The following is a 16,086-nucleotide window of genomic DNA, read 5'->3' on the forward strand; positions in this document are numbered from 1 at the left end:
ACGACGTCGTGGCGGGTCAGCCCGCCACGACCATCACCCCGCTTTCGAGATCATCACGACAAAGTCGGCGACAAGCGCTGCAAACACGCCGCTGCCGGTAACCACTACGCCGATGAAGAAGATGCGCGTCGCCTGACCGTAGACCTTTGGCTGCAGCGACCGCAGCTGCAGAAAGTCCCAGAGCGCATGCATCTGCAAAAGGATGCCGATCGCCAACAGGATGACGGCGGGAAGATCGCCCATATTCCATGGCACCGGATTGGCTGCCCACTGGGTGAGAAAGCCCAGCGAAAACGACAGCACCACGCCGACGACCGTCACCGTTCCATTGCGAAAAACCGGCTCGATCGGCTTTTCCTCATCGTTCTGCATCCGCCCGCCTCCGCTTTACCGTGTCGTGTTCGCGATTTCTTGACCAAACACCGGCTCCTGCCGGGGCATCGATCCTTGACCTGCTCGACCTCAGATGCTTCCCTTTTGCAAAACAAATCAGAATGGGAAATTGGATCGTTGGCAAGTGTGAGGACCGAGACGTCGCGTTCCGGACGCGAAACTGTGACGGGCTGGAGCCGCGATCGCGGCTGCTTTCATGAACAGATGCGTCCCGAGATAAAGGCGACGCCGTCGAAAGGGCCTTCGGCCAAGATTGTTGCAGCGATCGCGACACCGGTATGAGCAGGCTGCGCGCGTATTTCTGGCCCGTCGTCGGGCTGGCGGCGATCATCTTTTCGGTGCATGCGCTCTATCACGAGCTGAGCGGTCTCTCGCTGGACGAATTCATCGCCAGCTTCAAGGCGATTTCCCTGAGAAGCTGGCTGCTGGCGATCGGCGCAACGCTGGTCGCCTATGCAGCACTTGCCGGCTACGACAAGCTGGCGCTCGATCACCTCGGCCATCGTATCTCGCTGTGGTTCATCACCGTCTGCTCGTTCACCACCTATGCGCTCTCGCACAATCTTGGCGCCTCCGTCTTTTCGGGCGCTGTCGTGCGCTACCGGGCCTACCGATCGAAAGGGCTGACGCCGGGCGAAGTCGGCGTGCTCGTCGCCTTCTGCTCGTTCACCTTTACGCTCGGCACCCTGATGCTCTCGGCGATCGTGCTTCTGGTCAAACCGGAGATCATCGAGCGGTTCGCCGAGTTCCTGCCGGTCGAAATGTCGCTGACGACGGGCGTGCTGATCCTGGTCGTGATCGCGCTCTATGTGATCGGCAGCCTCGTCGGCCTGCCGTCGATCCGCACACGCTGGTTCCAGCTGCATTATCCCAAGCCCTCGATCGTGCTGCGGCAGCTGGTGATCGCGCCGGTCGAGCTGATCGGTGCCGCCGGGATCATCTATTTCGCCCTGCCGGAAGCCGGCAATCCGGGTTTCATCGTCATTCTCGGGATCTTTCTGGCGTCGTTTTCGGCAGCACTCTTGTCGCACGCGCCGGGCGGACTTGGCGTTCTTGAGCTCGTCTTCATCGCCGCCCTGCCGGAAATGGATCCGGCCGACGTGCTGGCGGCGCTGGCGATCTTCCGGATCCTCTATCTCGTCATCCCGTTCATCATGGCGCTCGCCGTAATCCTGGTGTTCGAACGGTCAAGATTCCTTGCGGAGCGGCGCGGACCTATTCAGTAGAGGTCGTCGTCACGGGGCGTTGCAGACGGTCGGAAGGGCCGCCTCCAGCGGTCCCTTCACTTCCTTGAGGCGCGCCGCTTCGATCTGATAGGGCGTGAACGGCGGCACCTGCAGCGAAGGATTGATGATCCGCGTCACGTAGCAGCCGGCGAAGAAGCGTACCCGCGAACGTTTTTCGATCGACTTCACCGCCACCGGAACAGCCGAATAGATGCTGCCGGCGCCGGCCTCGGTCTTCACCTTGCCGAGCTTTATTTCGACCGAAACGGTGCGGTCGTAACCGCGCGTGAAAGTCCTGTAACCGCCAACCGGTTTCGATTCGCCGAAATAACCGTAGGCGCGCGCATATTCCTTGCGATTGATGGCGTTGTAGAGCGAGCGAACGACTGCTGCACCATCCGATCGGTCGTCGATATAGGCGACGTTGTCCTGCGCCAGAGCTTCGGAATTCACGGCAGCGAGCGTCGAAAACACCAGCACGGCGGCGGACGGAAACGTCATGGCACTCCTCCTGATCGGCTTTTGGGGCAGCCAACCGAGCACAACATCAAGGCGAAGCCATAGCAAGATTCGCCAAAATATCGATATCGCGTCAGGTCGACGGCAGGCCCGCCTTGCGGCGGGCAACGACGCGCTCGCGCCAGACGGTGAAGATGCCGGCCGCAACCACGAGCACCGAGCCGGCAACCATGTTGGTGGTCAGCGTCTCACCGAAGAGGCTGACGCCCATGATCGACGCGAAGACCAGCTGCAGATAGGTCAGAGGCTGGACGGCGACCGCGTCCAGCACGTCATAGGCACGGATGAGGAAATAATGGCTCGTGGTTCCCGTGAGGCACAAGAGCAGCATCCAACCCCAATCGGGTGGCGACAGCGTCGTCCAGAAGAATGGGCCGACAAGGCTGATCGCCACGGCGCCGACGATGCCGGTGTAGAAGAAGCTCGTCATCGCCGGATCGTCGCGGCTGACCAGCCGCGTGACGATGACATAGAGGGCAAAGACAAGTGCTGCGGCCAAGGGCAACAGGAATGTGAGTTCGAACGCGCCTTCGGCCGGTTTCAGGATCAGAAGTACGCCGATGAGCCCAACCGAGATTGCCAGCCATCGGCGCCAGCCGACACGCTCGCCCAGAAGCGGCATCGACAGAAGCGCTACGAACAGCGGTGTCGCTGAAAGGATCGCCTGCGAATGCGCCAGCCCAACCATCGTGAAAGAGGTAATGATCATGACGATCTGCAGCGGCAGCAGCAGCCCGCGCAGTACCTGAAGCAATGGCTGTTTCGTCGTCGCCGTCAGCTTGAGCCCTCCCGTTGCGCGGGCGGCCAGCGCCACGGCGAACAGGGCAAAGGCCCAATAGCGGATCATCGCCACGAAGACCGGCGGATAGACACTGCCCAGATGTTTGGAGATGCCGTCCTGGATCGCAAAGATAACGATGGCGAGGAGCGCGTAGATATAGCCGTTTGCCTTGGAGCCCATGAACCGCGCCGATACACCCGCAACACCGACAGGACCAGCAAAATCTGCGTCGCCGTTCAGGTGCTTTCGTTACGAGCGCGGGGGTCCAGACATGAAAAGAGCCCCGCGCGGGAGGAGGTGCACGAGGCTCTCAAACTTGACCGGTGACTGGGAGGAGGAGTGCCACCGATCCGCATCGGGCGCCGCGGGAGGAGGTGCAGCGCTTCGATAAGTGTTACAATAATCATGCGTCGCAATATTTTCAAGGGCGGATTTGTTGCATCGCACAATTTTCACCCAAAATCATGTCCGCAATCTATTACCGGTTGCGTATATGAGTGGCGATTGGCGTTAAAGGTTGCAAACCACAACTGAAGATAGCCGATATGACGGCGCACATCTTCCTAGACATGCGGGCGTTTTTGGTTCCTTAGATGCCATTGCACCTAGGAATTGCAGGCTCTTTCTTGAAGTTATTGCTCCAGGTCCCGACCGCGATCATCGTTCTCCTGATTCTGACGACCTGGCTTGCCAGCCTGCGCCTCGTTGTTGTGCCGCCCGGTTCGTACCGGTTGACCGCGATGACCACACTGGTCTTTCAAGGTCACGGCTACCGCCTGGTCGACAGTCCGCAAGCGATGTGTACCCGCCAGGCCTACCCGGCGCGCGACTGCGATGCGATGGCTACCAACAAGCTGGCAAAGACCGTCCTGCTGCGACTGCCTTTCAGCCAATGGCTTTACGAGTACACCGAACCAGACCGCAGCAAGCAGGCGAAGCTCGTCGGCGAAACACCGCTCAGGAGTTCGATCGAGTAGAGCAACGACGTTCGATCTACCTCCATAACCCTGGCGCAGCCTCCGCCGGAACAAAATCGTGATTTCGAGCGGCTCGCGTTGCAGGTTAGGATTTCACGCGTGGGCGAGAAGGAGAAGATCATGAAGATCATTCTGGTGACTGTGGCCACCGTCGGCCTGTCCGCCTCCGCGGCATTTGCCGAATGCGCCTATCACGCCAAGACCAATGCAGCGGTCGATACGACAACAACCACCGCCAGCATCACGACGGAAAGCCAGCCGACGTCCGAAGAAATTGTGCTCCTGAAAAAGACCGATCGCGTGGTTCAGGACGAAAAGGCCGCCGAATAGGGCCGGCATCGACACAGACACAATGCCGGATCGTGCACGTCGGCGGCAACTGCGGCCAATTCCTCCGCTGTTGATGATGGCGCGTGCGCGTGGCTCCGCGCGATTGATGCTGGCAGGCGTGCGCGAACGAAGCGGCAAAGCCTGGGGCTTCAAATCCGGCAAGCTGTTGAAGACCATGCATATTTTACAATTCGGTTTTTAACCCCCCCTTAAATTGCCGCATTTAAAGTTCACCGCATCGCCATGGCGGGTCGAGCGATCAATTTTTCCCCGCCTTTAGGATTGCGTTCGCTGCTGGGGCGGACGACTGGGCGCCCGCAATGCGGCATGAGGGGTAAATCCAAACGGCATGGCAGCAAGCGGCAAGTCAGGACAACGGATCGAGCCCTCGTTCGGCGGCAACGCCGAAGACGATGACGATTTTCGCATCGAGGCCAGCGATCGCGTGACCGGCGGCAGCCGCAAACCTGCGCGTGGCAAATCGGCTCCTGCGCCCAAGAAGAAGGCTCAGCGCAGCAAGCGCGGCGGAACGCGCCGCGGCTCGGGCGGAGGCGGCGGTTTCATCGGTCTCGTGCGCACGCTGTTTTACTGGTGCATTGTGCTCGGCATCTGGGGCGCGATGGGCGTCGGCGGCCTGGTGCTCTATTACGGCGCGCGCATGCCGAGTGCTGAAAGCTGGTCGATCCCCGAGCGTCCGCCCAACGTCAAGATTCTCTCCGTCAATGGCGACATCATCGCCAATCGCGGCACGACCGGCGGCGAAGCGCTGTCGCTCGAAAACATGTCACCCTATATCCCGCAGGCGGTGATCGCCATCGAAGATCGCCGGTTCTATTCGCATTTCGGCGTCGACCCTCTGGGCCTGGCGCGCGCCATGCTGACGAACGTCACCACCGGCCGAATGGTCCAGGGCGGCTCGACACTGACCCAGCAGCTTGCCAAGAACCTGTTCCTGTCGCCGGAGCGGACCCTGGAACGAAAGGTTCAGGAGGTGCTACTCGCCTTCTGGCTGGAGCAGAAATATTCCAAGGACCAGATCCTGGCGATGTACCTCAATCGGGTGTTCTACGGCTCGAACGCCTACGGCGTTGAGGCGGCGTCGAGGCGCTACTTCAACAAATCGGCGCGCGACGTGAACCTCGGCGAGGCGGCGCTGCTGGCCGGCCTGTTGAAGGCGCCTTCCCGCCTGTCGCCCGCCCGTGACCCGAAGGCCGCGGAAGAGCGCGCCCAGGTCGTGCTCGGCGCCATGCGCGAGGAAGGCTTCGTTACCGACAGCGAGATCAAGACGGCGATGTCGCAGACGCCGACCAAGGCCAAGAGCTATTGGTCGGGTGCCGAACACTATGTCGCCGACATGGTGATGGACCAGCTTCCCGGCATGATCGGCGACGTCAAGGAAGACCTGATCGTCGACACCACCATCGACCTCAATCTGGAAAAGCAGGCGGAGGAGGCGATCAGCGCCACGCTTGCGGGCGACGGCGCCAAGCTCGACGCCTCGCAGGCAGCCCTCGTTTCGATCGACGGCACCGGCGCCATCCGCGCGCTGGTCGGTGGCAAGGACTACGCCGAGAGCCAGTTCGACCGCGCCTCCAAGGCCAAGCGCCAGCCGGGCTCGGCCTTCAAGCCCTTCGTCTACGCGGCAGCGCTTGAGATCGGCCGCACGCCGATGTCGATCCGCAACGACGGCCCGGTCAGAATCGGCAACTGGACGCCCGAGAATTACGACCAGAAATACCGCGGCGAAGTTACGCTCGCCGACGCGCTCGCCAACTCGCTAAACACCATCGCCGCGCAGCTGGTGATGGAGGTCGGCCCACAGAACGTGGTGAAGGTGGCGCATCGCCTGGGGATCGATTCCGAGATGCAAGCCAACGCCTCGATCGCGCTCGGCACCTCGGAAGTGAGCCTGGTCGAACTGACCTCGGCCTATGCCCCGTTCATGAACGGTGGCTTCAAGGCGACGCCGCATGTCATTCGCCGGATTTCGAAGGCCGATGGCACGGTGCTTTACGAAAACACCTACGACAACCCGCCGCGCGTGCTCGATCCGGCCATCGTCAGCGAAATGAACCAGATGATGGTGCGGGTGCTGACCAACGGCACCGGCAAGAAGGCGCGTCTGAAGGGCTGGGAGGCGGCCGGCAAGACCGGTACCACTCAATCCTTCCGCGATGCGCTTTTTGTCGGCTACACCTCGAACCTCACCACCGGCGTCTGGTTCGGCAATGACGACGGCAAGTCGATGAAGAAGGTCACCGGCGGCGGCCTTCCGGCCAAGGCCTGGCACGACTTCATGGTGGCCGCACATGATGGCCTTTCGCCCTCGCCGCTGTTCGGCACAACCGGGGTGCAGCCGGTCTTCGATGACGGAGGTGCGCCTGCCGCGGCGGGCGACATGCTTTCCGGCGACCCGAACGCGTTTCCTGAGCCGCCTGTAGGCGTCGACGGCTCGGCCGCCGTGCAGCAGACCCGGCCTTTGCCTGAGGGCAGTGGCGGCATGGTGCCGCCGGCAGACGTCGGCGAGACCACCGGCGCCACCAAGCGCACGACGCTTTTCGATATCCTGACGGGCGGCTGAGGCGGCGCAAACGGCGCCGTCCTGGCAGTTTGCAGCCGCCCCTGCCGCGGGTCGAGCATCTATTGTAGGCCGCACGCCAATCGCAGGCTTGCTTTTGCCCCCAATCGCCCCGCAGAATGCCTTGCAGTCCGAAACGCCGGTCCTTATATACGCCGCATCGGCGCAGCCACCGCTGCGAAGAAATCCAAAGACCATCCCGTTAGGGACTGTCTCACGAATGCCTGACCGGGTTCCGACAGTCCGCTGCAAGGAGAGAACGACATGGCTAAAGTTATTGGTATTGACTTGGGAACGACCAACTCCTGCGTCGCCGTCATGGACGGAAAAGATGCGAAGGTCATCGAAAATGCCGAGGGTGCGCGCACGACCCCCTCGATGGTGGCGTTCAGCGAAGACGGCGAACGTCTCGTTGGCCAGCCGGCAAAGCGCCAGGCCGTCACCAACCCGGAAAACACGCTTTTTGCGATCAAGCGCCTGATCGGCCGGACCTTCCAGGATCCGACCACGCAAAAAGACAAGGACATGGTTCCTTACAAGATCACCAAGGCTGACAATGGCGACGCCTGGGTCGAAGCGCATGGCAAGGATTACTCGCCGTCGCAGATCTCCGCCATGATCCTTCAGAAAATGAAGGAAACCGCCGAATCCTACCTCGGTGAAAAGGTCGAAAAGGCCGTCATCACCGTTCCGGCCTACTTCAACGACGCCCAGCGCCAGGCAACCAAGGATGCCGGCAAGATCGCGGGCCTCGAAGTGCTGCGCATCATTAACGAGCCGACCGCTGCCGCGCTCGCCTATGGCCTCGACAAGAAGGACGGCAAGACGATCGCCGTCTACGACCTTGGCGGCGGCACCTTCGATATCTCGGTTCTCGAAATCGGCGATGGCGTCTTCGAAGTGAAGTCGACAAACGGCGACACCTTCCTCGGCGGCGAAGACTTCGACATGCGTCTCGTCCAGTATCTCGCCGGCGAGTTCAAGAAGGAACAGGGCATCGACCTGAAGAACGACAAGCTCGCTCTTCAGCGCCTCAAGGAAGCGGCCGAAAAGGCCAAGATCGAGCTGTCTTCGTCGCAGCAGACCGAAATCAACCTGCCGTTCATCACGGCGGATGCCTCCGGTCCGAAGCACCTGACCATGAAGCTGACCCGCGCCAAGTTCGAAGCGCTTGTCGACGACCTGATCCAGCGCACCGTTGCTCCGTGCAAGGCCGCGCTGAAGGATGCCGGCGTTTCGGCTGCCGAGATCGACGAAGTCGTTCTCGTCGGTGGCATGAGCCGCATGCCGAAGGTCCAGGAAACCGTAAAGCAGCTGTTCGGCAAGGAGCCGCACAAGGGCGTGAACCCGGATGAAGTCGTGGCCATGGGTGCTGCGATCCAGGCCGGCGTTCTGCAGGGCGACGTCAAGGACGTTCTGCTGCTCGACGTGACCCCGCTGTCGCTCGGCATCGAAACGCTCGGTGGCGTCTTCACCCGCCTGATCGAACGCAACACGACGATCCCGACCAAGAAGTCGCAGACCTTCTCGACCGCCGACGACAACCAGTCGGCCGTGACGATCCGCGTCTCCCAGGGCGAACGTGAAATGGCAGCCGACAACAAGCTGCTCGGCCAGTTCGACCTCGTCGGCATTCCGCCGGCACCGCGCGGCATGCCGCAGATCGAAGTGACCTTCGACATCGACGCCAACGGCATCGTGCAGGTATCGGCCAAGGACAAGGGTACGGGCAAGGAACACCAGATCCGCATCCAGGCATCCGGTGGCCTGTCCGACGCAGACATCGAGAAGATGGTCAAGGACGCCGAAGCCAATGCCGAAACCGACAAGAAGCGCCGCGAAGGCGTGGAAGCGAAGAACCAGGCAGAAAGCCTGATCCATTCTTCGGAAAAGTCGCTGAAGGACTACGGCGACAAGGTTTCGGAAACCGACCGCAACGCGATCTCCGACGCCATTGCCGCGCTGAAGACCGCCGTCGAGGCTTCCGAGCCGGACGCCGAAGACATCAAGGCCAAGACCAACACGCTGATGGAAGTCTCCATGAAGCTTGGTCAGGCGATCTACGAGGCCCAGCAGACGGACGCCGCCCATGCGGATGCCGCCGCTGACGCCGCGCGCGACGGCGATGTCGTCGACGCGGACTATGAAGAAGTCAACGACGAAGACGATCGCAAGCGGTCGGCCTAAGTCGCCCTCTCCTAGAGACGGAAAAGCCCGGGGCGACCCGGGCTTTTTTGTTGCCTTTTTACCCCTCAGGCGCCTGCGCCAGACAGCCTCTGAAGGACGTCGGCCCCGTGAGGCCCGCGCCGCTGAAACCGCCGCTACAGAGCATCCCTGGGGGCAGGAGTGCCACCCAAAGCGGGTCTACCGGGCGCGAGACCGGCAGAAACGTCATTTTTCCGACAAAAAACCGCATCCGCGGCCCGATGGGCTATGGTATCGCGCTTCAAGGTTTACTAAATCCTGTGGCAAGGTAACCAGGCAGCCGCCGGGCCCCCGCGCTGGCACGCCTTGTCAACAGGACAATCTTTGAAGAATGAAACGTGATCTTTACGAAACGCTTGGCGTTGCCAAGAACGCGGATGAGAAGGAGCTGAAGAGCGCCTTCCGCAAACTGGCGATGCAGTATCATCCGGACAAGAACCCCGGCGACGCCGCCTCGGAAAAGACCTTCAAGGAAATCAACCAAGCCTACGAGACGCTCAAGGACCCGCAGAAGCGCGCGGCCTATGATCGTTACGGCCACGCAGCCTTCGAGCAGGGCGGCATGGGCAACGGCTTTGGCGGTAGCGCCGGTGGCGCAGGCGGTTTCTCCGACATCTTCGAAGACATCTTCGGCGAGATGATGGGTGGCGGGCGCCAGCGGCGTTCATCGGGTGGCCGCGAGCGCGGCGCCGATCTGCGCTACAACATGGAAATCTCGCTGGAAGAGGCCTATTCCGGCAAGACCGCGCAGATCCGGGTGCCGACCTCGATCACCTGCGACGTCTGCACCGGGTCCGGTGCCAAGCCTGGCACCAGCCCGAAGACCTGCGGAACCTGTCAAGGCTCGGGCCGCGTACGCGCCGCCCAGGGATTCTTCTCGATCGAGCGCACTTGCCCGACCTGCGGCGGCCGCGGCCAGACGATCACCGATCCCTGCACCAAGTGCCACGGCCAGGGCCGCGTCACCGAGGAGCGCACGCTCTCCGTCAACATTCCGGCCGGCATCGAAGACGGCACTCGCATTCGCCTCTCCGGCGAAGGGGAAGCGGGCCTGCGCGGTGGACCAGCGGGCGATCTCTACATCTTCCTCTCGGTCAAGCCGCACGAGTTCTACCAGCGCGATGGCGCCGATCTCTATTGCAGCGTGCCGATCTCGATGACGACGGCGGCGCTTGGCGGCAAGTTCGACGTCACCACGCTCGACGGCACCAAGTCGCGCGTGACCGTGCCGGAAGGCACCCAGGCCGGCAAGCAGTTCCGCCTGAAGGGCAAGGGCATGCCGGTGCTACGTTCCAGCCAGACCGGCGATCTCTACATCCAGATGCAGATCGAGACGCCGCAGAAGCTGACCAAGCGTCAGCGCGAGCTGCTACAGGAATTCGAGCAGATCTCGTCGAAGGACAACAATCCGGAATCCGCCGGCTTCTTCGCCCGGATGAAGGATTTCTTCGACACGCTGAGCGACTGACGCTCAGCGGTTGCCCCTACTGCATGTTTCCTTAGATCCTATCCGATCTAAGGATAAAAACATGCAGCAATTCAAAGTGCTACAGCGACCTTTGCGCGTCCAATAAGACGCGCGGCGCTGTAGGATCACGTCATGGCCGCAAGCTGCCACAGCCCGGCCATGACGACCGCGGCTCCCGCGACGCGGGACAGCATCCGGCCGCCGGGCACCACCTTTTCGGCGAGCACGAAAATCGCGATCACCGCGATCCACAGGACGTTCATCACGCCGCCGATGAACAGGAGCGCCATCAGCGCCCAGCAGCAGCCGACACAATAAAGGCCGTGAAGAAGACCGAGCTGGTAGGCGCCGCCGGCATCGCGGCGAAAGCCGCCATGGCTCTGGATGAACATGAGCGGCGCCTGGCACTGCCTTAGGCAGGCGTCCTTCAACGCCGTCCATTGAAACAGTCCGACCGAAATCAGGATGATGCCGCTGAGAATACGGCTGCCGCTCGCCAGCATCGGCGTCAGCAGCAGAGCAGACTCCAGCAGCCATTGCCCGAGCGTCGCCAGAGCCGCAAACAGGACCCAGGCGGTGAGATAGCCGCCGGCAAAAAAGCCGGTCGCGGCAAACGGCCTGTCGTCGAGCGCCGCCTGCCGCCCGACACGGGCAAAGAGCAGGATCATCGGCGTTGCCGAAGGCGTCATCATGCCGACCATCATCACCGCCCACATGACAAAGGCATAGGCGAAGGTCGACACACTCCAGGGACGGAAGGCGACGTCGGCCATCGACGCCATGGCACCCGGCGACATGTCCATGGCCATGCCCTCGTCTGTGCCCATCGCCATGTCGCCGCTCATGCCATCGCCAGAGGCCGGCACGTGCGCCATGGCCTCCATGCCGACTGCCAGCCAGAGAATATAGAGCCAGGTAATTCCGGTCAGCGCCAACAGCGAGACCACGACGATGAGCCGGTCGCGCCTTAAAAGCGTTTCGAGCGCAGTGTCGGCCATGGGCGTCAGTGAACCACGCCGCTTTCAGACAGATGCATGCTGGCGAAATGGGCGTGCGAATCCGGAATGGACAGCGTCAGCGGCCCCTTCGTGTCGGCCCACCCGCGTCCAACCTCGCAGACGTCGTATTCGAAGCCCTGCGGCAGGTTGATGCGTGCCTGATGCGGGTTTCCGGTCACGGGGTTCAAGATCGGCTCGCCACGCGCCACGATCCACCCGGGCACATTCAGCCGTGCTGTCCGCGCGCCGACATCGACGTCGAAGTCGATCTCGGCAAAGACCGGGTCGTGAAAGGTTTCGAAGGTGGTGGCGAACACCTGGAAGAAGGTTGCTCCCGGCTCGGTATCCTGGCCGCTCATGATGCGCAGCAGCGACTCGCGCTGGGCCGGCGTGGCACGGATGTCGACGATCGGCACGACCTCACCCCTGCCCTCATGAATTGCACCGGGCCAAGCCGCAATGATCCCGCATCTCAAGCCGTCGAGGCGCGTGTCGCCGTGATGGCCCGTCTCGATCTCAAATCCACCGACGGCGCAGCAATTGCCGTGGGTCGGCAGCGCATTGAACTGGCAGGGGCAGCCATAGGCGCAATTGCAATGAATGAATTCTCGACCCTTGATCGTCCAATTGACACTCGTCATCGTCTCCTCCCGGATCTGATCGGTGTGGGATCTGCTTCATTCCGCTCGACTGTTCGACGACTTATTAGGTTTCAAGAATATACTCTCCTCCGGGCGCCCTGCCAACGCCGCCCGCGGCGTGCCGTCGATGACGAACAGGACTTTGCCGCCACGCGCGATCGAACGCGCGCGGCGGCAACAGACAGGTGAGTATCAGAGCGTGGCCATGCCACCATCGATGATCAGTTCGGCGCCCACCGTGAAGGCGGCCTCGTCTGAGGCGAGGAAGACAATTGCCTTGGCAATCTCGCTTGCATCGCCGAAGCGGCCGAGCGGGATCTGCGCGGCGATCGATGCGACGATCTCCTTGTTTTCGGCAGGCGTGGCACCGTGTCCGTCATGCAGTGGCGTCTTGATCGGGCCGGGGCTGACCGCATTGACGCGAATGCCGCGGCCGATCAGTTCGCCCGAAAGCGTCTTGGCAAGCGACAGGAGCGCCGCCTTGCTGAGCGCGTAGACGCTGGAGGTCGGCATGCCGATATGGGCGTTGATCGAGGTGTTGAGCACGATCGAGGCGGGGTTGGAGAAGATCGGCAGCAGCGCCTGGATCAGGAAGAACGGGCCCTTGACGTTGATCGCGAGCGACTGGTCGAAGCTGGCTTCGTCCCATTTTTCGATCGGCTGAAGCTTGGCGATGCCGGCGTTGACGAAGAGGATGTCAAGATGGCCGAAGGCGGCCTTGACTTGCTCGGCAACCGCCGCCTGTCCGGCGGCGTTGCCGGCATCGGCCTGGATGATGACGGCGCCTTCGCCGAGTATCTTGCGTGCTTCGGCAATGTTCTTCGGATTGGTGCCGGTAACGGCGACCCGGGCACCCTCGGCGATGAACTGGCGCGCCGTTTCGAGGCCGATGCCGCTGGTGCCGCCGGTGATGAGCGCGGTCTTGTTGTGCAAACGTGGCATGATGGAATTCCTTCTTTTGGGTTGGCCTGGCTGTTGGGTTGGCTTGGGACCGGTCTTCTTTCCATCGACCGCCGTCCTTCGTTGCCAATAGATATGGCCGAAGATTGCCGTTCGGATTAGTCTGCCAATGATGGAACTCGAATTCGGAAATGCCGAACGATGCTGAAGATCGAAGGAATTGCTGCCTTTGTCGCAGTTGCGGAAGCCGGCTCGATCAGCGAGGCGGCGCGCCGGCTGCGGCTGTCGAAATCCGTGATCAGCGAACGGGTCTCGGACCTGGAACGCCACCTGAACGCAACGCTGTTGCATCGCACGACGCGCAAGCTGACTCTCACCGAAGATGGCATCGCCTTTCGCGAGCGCGCGGTGCGGATCGTCAGCGAGGTGCAGGCCGCCGCCAGCGATCTGGCGGAGCGCCGCGGGACGCTGACCGGACCATTGCGGATCGCCGCCCCGGTCAGTTTCGGGCATCTGCATCTCGGGCCTGCCCTTTACCCCTTTCTGGCGGCACATCCCGAGGTCGAATTGACGCTCGATCTCGACGATCGCCGGGTCGATGTCGCCTCGGAGGGTTATGACGCCATCGTGCGCCACGGGATCATCGCCGATTCACGGCTGGTCGTGTGGAAGCTTGCCAAAAGCAGGCGCCTGCTGGTCGCCTCGCCCGACTATCTCGATCGCAACGGCACGCCGGCCTCGCTTGCGGAACTCAACGATCACCGCGGTATCTTCTACACCAATCGCGGCGCTTCCGACTGGCGGTTCGAGGGGCCGACCGGTTCGACCGTTATCCGCGCCCGCATGGCGCTGCGCATCAACAACGGCGACATGATCCACGATGCTGCCGTCGCCGGGCTCGGCATCGCGCTGCTGCCGACATTCATCTGCGGTCCTGCGGTGCGCGACGGTCGGCTTCGCGAGATCGATGTCGGTTTTCGCCCAGAGCCGGAATTCATCTACATGGCCCATCCGGAGGGCCGACGGCCGTCGGCCAAGCTCCGGGCAATTACCGATCATCTGAAGAAGACCTTTGGCGATCCTCCGCACTGGGACCCGTGAACCGCTGCGCGGCTGTGGGCGCGACCGTTCATGCGCAACCCCCATTCGCTACATCTTGATGGGCGCCGCCCAAGTCGCGATCACGACCGGGCCGGATATCCCGGACGAGCCTTGCAACCGAAAGTCGGACGCCTGTTCCCTGAACTGGATCGTCTCATGACGCTCAGTCCCACCGCCAATGCGGAGGCTCTCTCCCCAACCGCGAGCCCCGCCCCCGGCATTGCAGCCGGAGGCGGACAGGGTCACAGGAACAGATCGACTGCGAAGTAGGTGAGCGCCGAAATCGCAGCAGCGGCCGGCATCGTCACGAACCAGGCGATGACAATGTTGCCGGCAAGGCCCCAGCGCACCGCCGAGACACGCTTGGCGGCACCCACGCCGATGATCGCGCCGGTGATCGTGTGGGTGGTCGACACCGGAATGCCGAGCCAGGTGGCGGCAAACAGCGTGATGGCGCCGCCGGTTTCCGCGCAGAAGCCCTGCATCGGATTGAGCTTGGTGATCTTCGAGCCCATGGTGTGCACGATGCGCCAACCGCCCAACAGCGTGCCGAGCGCGATCGCCGCCTGGCAGGTGATCACCACCCAGAACGGCACATAGAACTCGGAGCCGAGATAGCCCTGCGAGAACAAGAGCACGGCGATGATGCCCATGGTCTTTTGCGCATCGTTGCCGCCGTGGCCGAGCGAATAGAGCGACGCCGAGACGAACTGCATCACCCGAAAGGTACGGTCGACAGCAAAAGGCGTCCGGCGCACGAACAGCCAGGAAACGATGAGGATCAGGAGCAGCGCCAGGAAGAAGCCGATCATCGGCGACATCACGATGGCGCCGACCGTCTTCAAGAGACCGGTCCAGACGATGGCATCGCCGCCAGTGCGGGCTAGGCCGGCACCGACGAGGCCGCCGATCAGCGCATGCGACGAACTCGACGGAATGCCGAAGATCCAGGTCGCGATGTTCCAGACGATCGCCCCCATCAGGGCCGAGAAGATCACCAGCGGCGTAACGATGCCGGGATCGATGATGCCGCGTCCGAGCGTCTCGGCCACATGCAGGCCGAAAAACAGGAAGGCGATGAAATTGAAGAACGCCGCCCACATGACCGCATATTGCGGCCGGAGCACCCGGGTCGAAACGATGGTTGCGATCGAGTTGGCGGCGTCATGCAGCCCGTTGAGAAAGTCGAAGAACAGGGCGATTGCAATGAGGGCGACGAGCAACGGCAGGGCGAGCGTCGCGTCCATCAGACGTTCTCGATCACGATGCCGCTGATCTCGTTGGCGACGTCCTCGAAGCGGTCGACGACCTTCTCGAGCTCGCCGTAGATCTCGCTACCGATAATGTAGGCCATGGCATTGTTGGCACCGTAGCGGCGGAAAAGATCCTTCAGGCCCTGGTCGTGCAGCTCGTCGGACCGGCCTTCGATGCGCGTGACCTCTTCGGCGATGGCGATGAGCCGGCCGTGGTTGACGCCGATGCGATTGAGCAGCGGAATGGCCTCGGCGATCAGGTGCGCCGCCTGGACGACGATGACGCCCATTTCCTTCATGCCCGGATCGAAGGTCTTCTGCTCGTAGAGCCGGATGGTCTTGACCGTCTTGTGCATCATGTCGATGGCATCGTCCATCGACTGGATGAGATCCTTGATGTCGCCACGATCGAACGGCGTGATGAAGGAGCGACGAACGGCCAGAAGCACTTCGCGGGTGACACCGTCTGCCTCGTCTTCAAGCGCGACGATCCGGTCGCAGTGCTTTTCGAGATCGTCGCCGCCGGCGAGGAGCTTGTCGAGCGCTTCGGCGGCACCGACGACGGTACGCGAATGTTGCGCGAAGAGATCGAAAAAGCTGTCTTCGCGGGGAAGGAGTTTGCGGAACCAAGCCAGCATCACAAATATATCCGTTCGTGGATTGTCATGCGGCTGTCATATTGTACGCAAGCGATCAAGAAAAGCGCTGAACGACTG

The 16,086-nt window shown here is 62.1% G+C and carries 15 protein-coding genes; 7 read left to right on the forward strand and 8 right to left on the reverse strand.

Features of this window, described 5'->3' with window-relative positions:
- Positions 1-33: 33 nt before the first annotated feature.
- Positions 34-372: a hypothetical protein gene (locus ASD52_RS07045; RefSeq protein ID WP_025425438.1), complete on the reverse strand. Its 339-nt coding sequence runs from the start codon at positions 370-372 to the stop codon at positions 34-36.
- A 299-nt stretch (positions 373-671) separates the two neighbouring features.
- Between ASD52_RS07045 and ASD52_RS07050 the strand changes: the two genes are divergently transcribed.
- Entirely contained in the window at positions 672-1,619 is a 948-nt protein-coding gene (locus ASD52_RS07050; RefSeq protein WP_025425437.1) for a YbhN family protein, read from the forward strand.
- A 9-nt stretch (positions 1,620-1,628) separates the two neighbouring features.
- On the opposite strand, the gene ASD52_RS07055 is transcribed toward ASD52_RS07050, so the two are convergent.
- The gene (locus ASD52_RS07055) at positions 1,629-2,120 is read right to left on the reverse strand and encodes a hypothetical protein (RefSeq protein ID WP_025425436.1); all 492 of its coding nucleotides are present in this window, start codon (positions 2,118-2,120) and stop codon (positions 1,629-1,631) included.
- A 91-nt stretch (positions 2,121-2,211) separates the two neighbouring features.
- Positions 2,212-3,099 (reverse strand): DMT family transporter, encoded by an 888-nt coding sequence (locus ASD52_RS07060; protein WP_025425435.1) that lies wholly within the window; start codon positions 3,097-3,099, stop codon positions 2,212-2,214.
- A gap of 446 nt (positions 3,100-3,545) precedes the next feature.
- Between ASD52_RS07060 and ASD52_RS07065 the strand changes: the two genes are divergently transcribed.
- From ASD52_RS07065 to dnaJ, 5 genes are all read left to right on the forward strand, one after another.
- On the forward strand, positions 3,546-3,896 hold the full coding sequence (locus tag ASD52_RS07065; RefSeq protein WP_144239129.1) for a hypothetical protein: 351 nt from the start codon (positions 3,546-3,548) through the stop codon (positions 3,894-3,896).
- Positions 3,897-4,016: 120 nt separating this feature from the next.
- The gene (locus ASD52_RS07070) at positions 4,017-4,226 is read left to right on the forward strand and encodes a hypothetical protein (RefSeq protein ID WP_025425433.1); all 210 of its coding nucleotides are present in this window, start codon (positions 4,017-4,019) and stop codon (positions 4,224-4,226) included.
- A gap of 349 nt (positions 4,227-4,575) precedes the next feature.
- Complete coding sequence (locus ASD52_RS07075; RefSeq protein ID WP_025425432.1) at positions 4,576-6,807, forward strand: transglycosylase domain-containing protein; 2,232 nt, start codon at positions 4,576-4,578, stop codon at positions 6,805-6,807.
- A 261-nt stretch (positions 6,808-7,068) separates the two neighbouring features.
- Positions 7,069-8,991 carry a molecular chaperone DnaK gene (dnaK, locus tag ASD52_RS07080; RefSeq protein ID WP_025425431.1) on the forward strand — a complete coding sequence of 641 codons (1,923 nt, stop codon included), beginning with the start codon at positions 7,069-7,071 and terminating at the stop codon, positions 8,989-8,991.
- Between the two features lie 349 nt (positions 8,992-9,340).
- On the forward strand, positions 9,341-10,477 hold the full coding sequence (dnaJ, locus tag ASD52_RS07085; protein WP_025425430.1) for a molecular chaperone DnaJ: 1,137 nt from the start codon (positions 9,341-9,343) through the stop codon (positions 10,475-10,477).
- A gap of 125 nt (positions 10,478-10,602) precedes the next feature.
- Here dnaJ and ASD52_RS07090 read toward each other — a convergent pair whose 3' ends face one another.
- From ASD52_RS07090 to ASD52_RS07100, 3 genes are all read right to left on the reverse strand, one after another.
- Positions 10,603-11,475 (reverse strand): DUF2182 domain-containing protein, encoded by an 873-nt coding sequence (locus tag ASD52_RS07090; protein ID WP_113568355.1) that lies wholly within the window; start codon positions 11,473-11,475, stop codon positions 10,603-10,605.
- Positions 11,476-11,480: 5 nt separating this feature from the next.
- Entirely contained in the window at positions 11,481-12,116 is a 636-nt protein-coding gene (locus tag ASD52_RS07095; protein ID WP_025425428.1) for a DUF1326 domain-containing protein, read from the reverse strand.
- A gap of 192 nt (positions 12,117-12,308) precedes the next feature.
- A complete protein-coding gene (locus tag ASD52_RS07100; RefSeq protein WP_025425427.1) occupies positions 12,309-13,058 on the reverse strand; it encodes an SDR family oxidoreductase in 750 nt (249 codons plus the stop codon).
- Positions 13,059-13,217: 159 nt separating this feature from the next.
- Here ASD52_RS07100 and ASD52_RS07105 point away from each other — a divergent pair, with 159 nt between their 5' ends.
- Positions 13,218-14,117 carry a LysR family transcriptional regulator gene (locus ASD52_RS07105; protein WP_025425426.1) on the forward strand — a complete coding sequence of 300 codons (900 nt, stop codon included), beginning with the start codon at positions 13,218-13,220 and terminating at the stop codon, positions 14,115-14,117.
- Between the two features lie 242 nt (positions 14,118-14,359).
- On the opposite strand, the gene ASD52_RS07110 is transcribed toward ASD52_RS07105, so the two are convergent.
- Together ASD52_RS07110 and ASD52_RS07115 are read right to left on the reverse strand one after the other, a co-directional pair.
- Positions 14,360-15,364, reverse strand: coding sequence for an inorganic phosphate transporter (locus ASD52_RS07110; RefSeq protein ID WP_025425425.1), 1,005 nt, complete (start codon positions 15,362-15,364; stop codon positions 14,360-14,362).
- A complete protein-coding gene (locus ASD52_RS07115) occupies positions 15,364-16,008 on the reverse strand; it encodes a DUF47 family protein (protein ID WP_025425424.1) in 645 nt (214 codons plus the stop codon). The genes ASD52_RS07110 and ASD52_RS07115 overlap by 1 nt, the downstream gene beginning before the upstream one ends.
- Between the last annotated feature and the right edge of the window lie 78 nt (positions 16,009-16,086).

The organism is Ensifer sp. Root142 (genome assembly GCF_001426785.1).
In the GTDB taxonomy this organism is placed as follows: domain Bacteria; phylum Pseudomonadota; class Alphaproteobacteria; order Rhizobiales; family Rhizobiaceae; genus Ensifer; species Ensifer canadensis.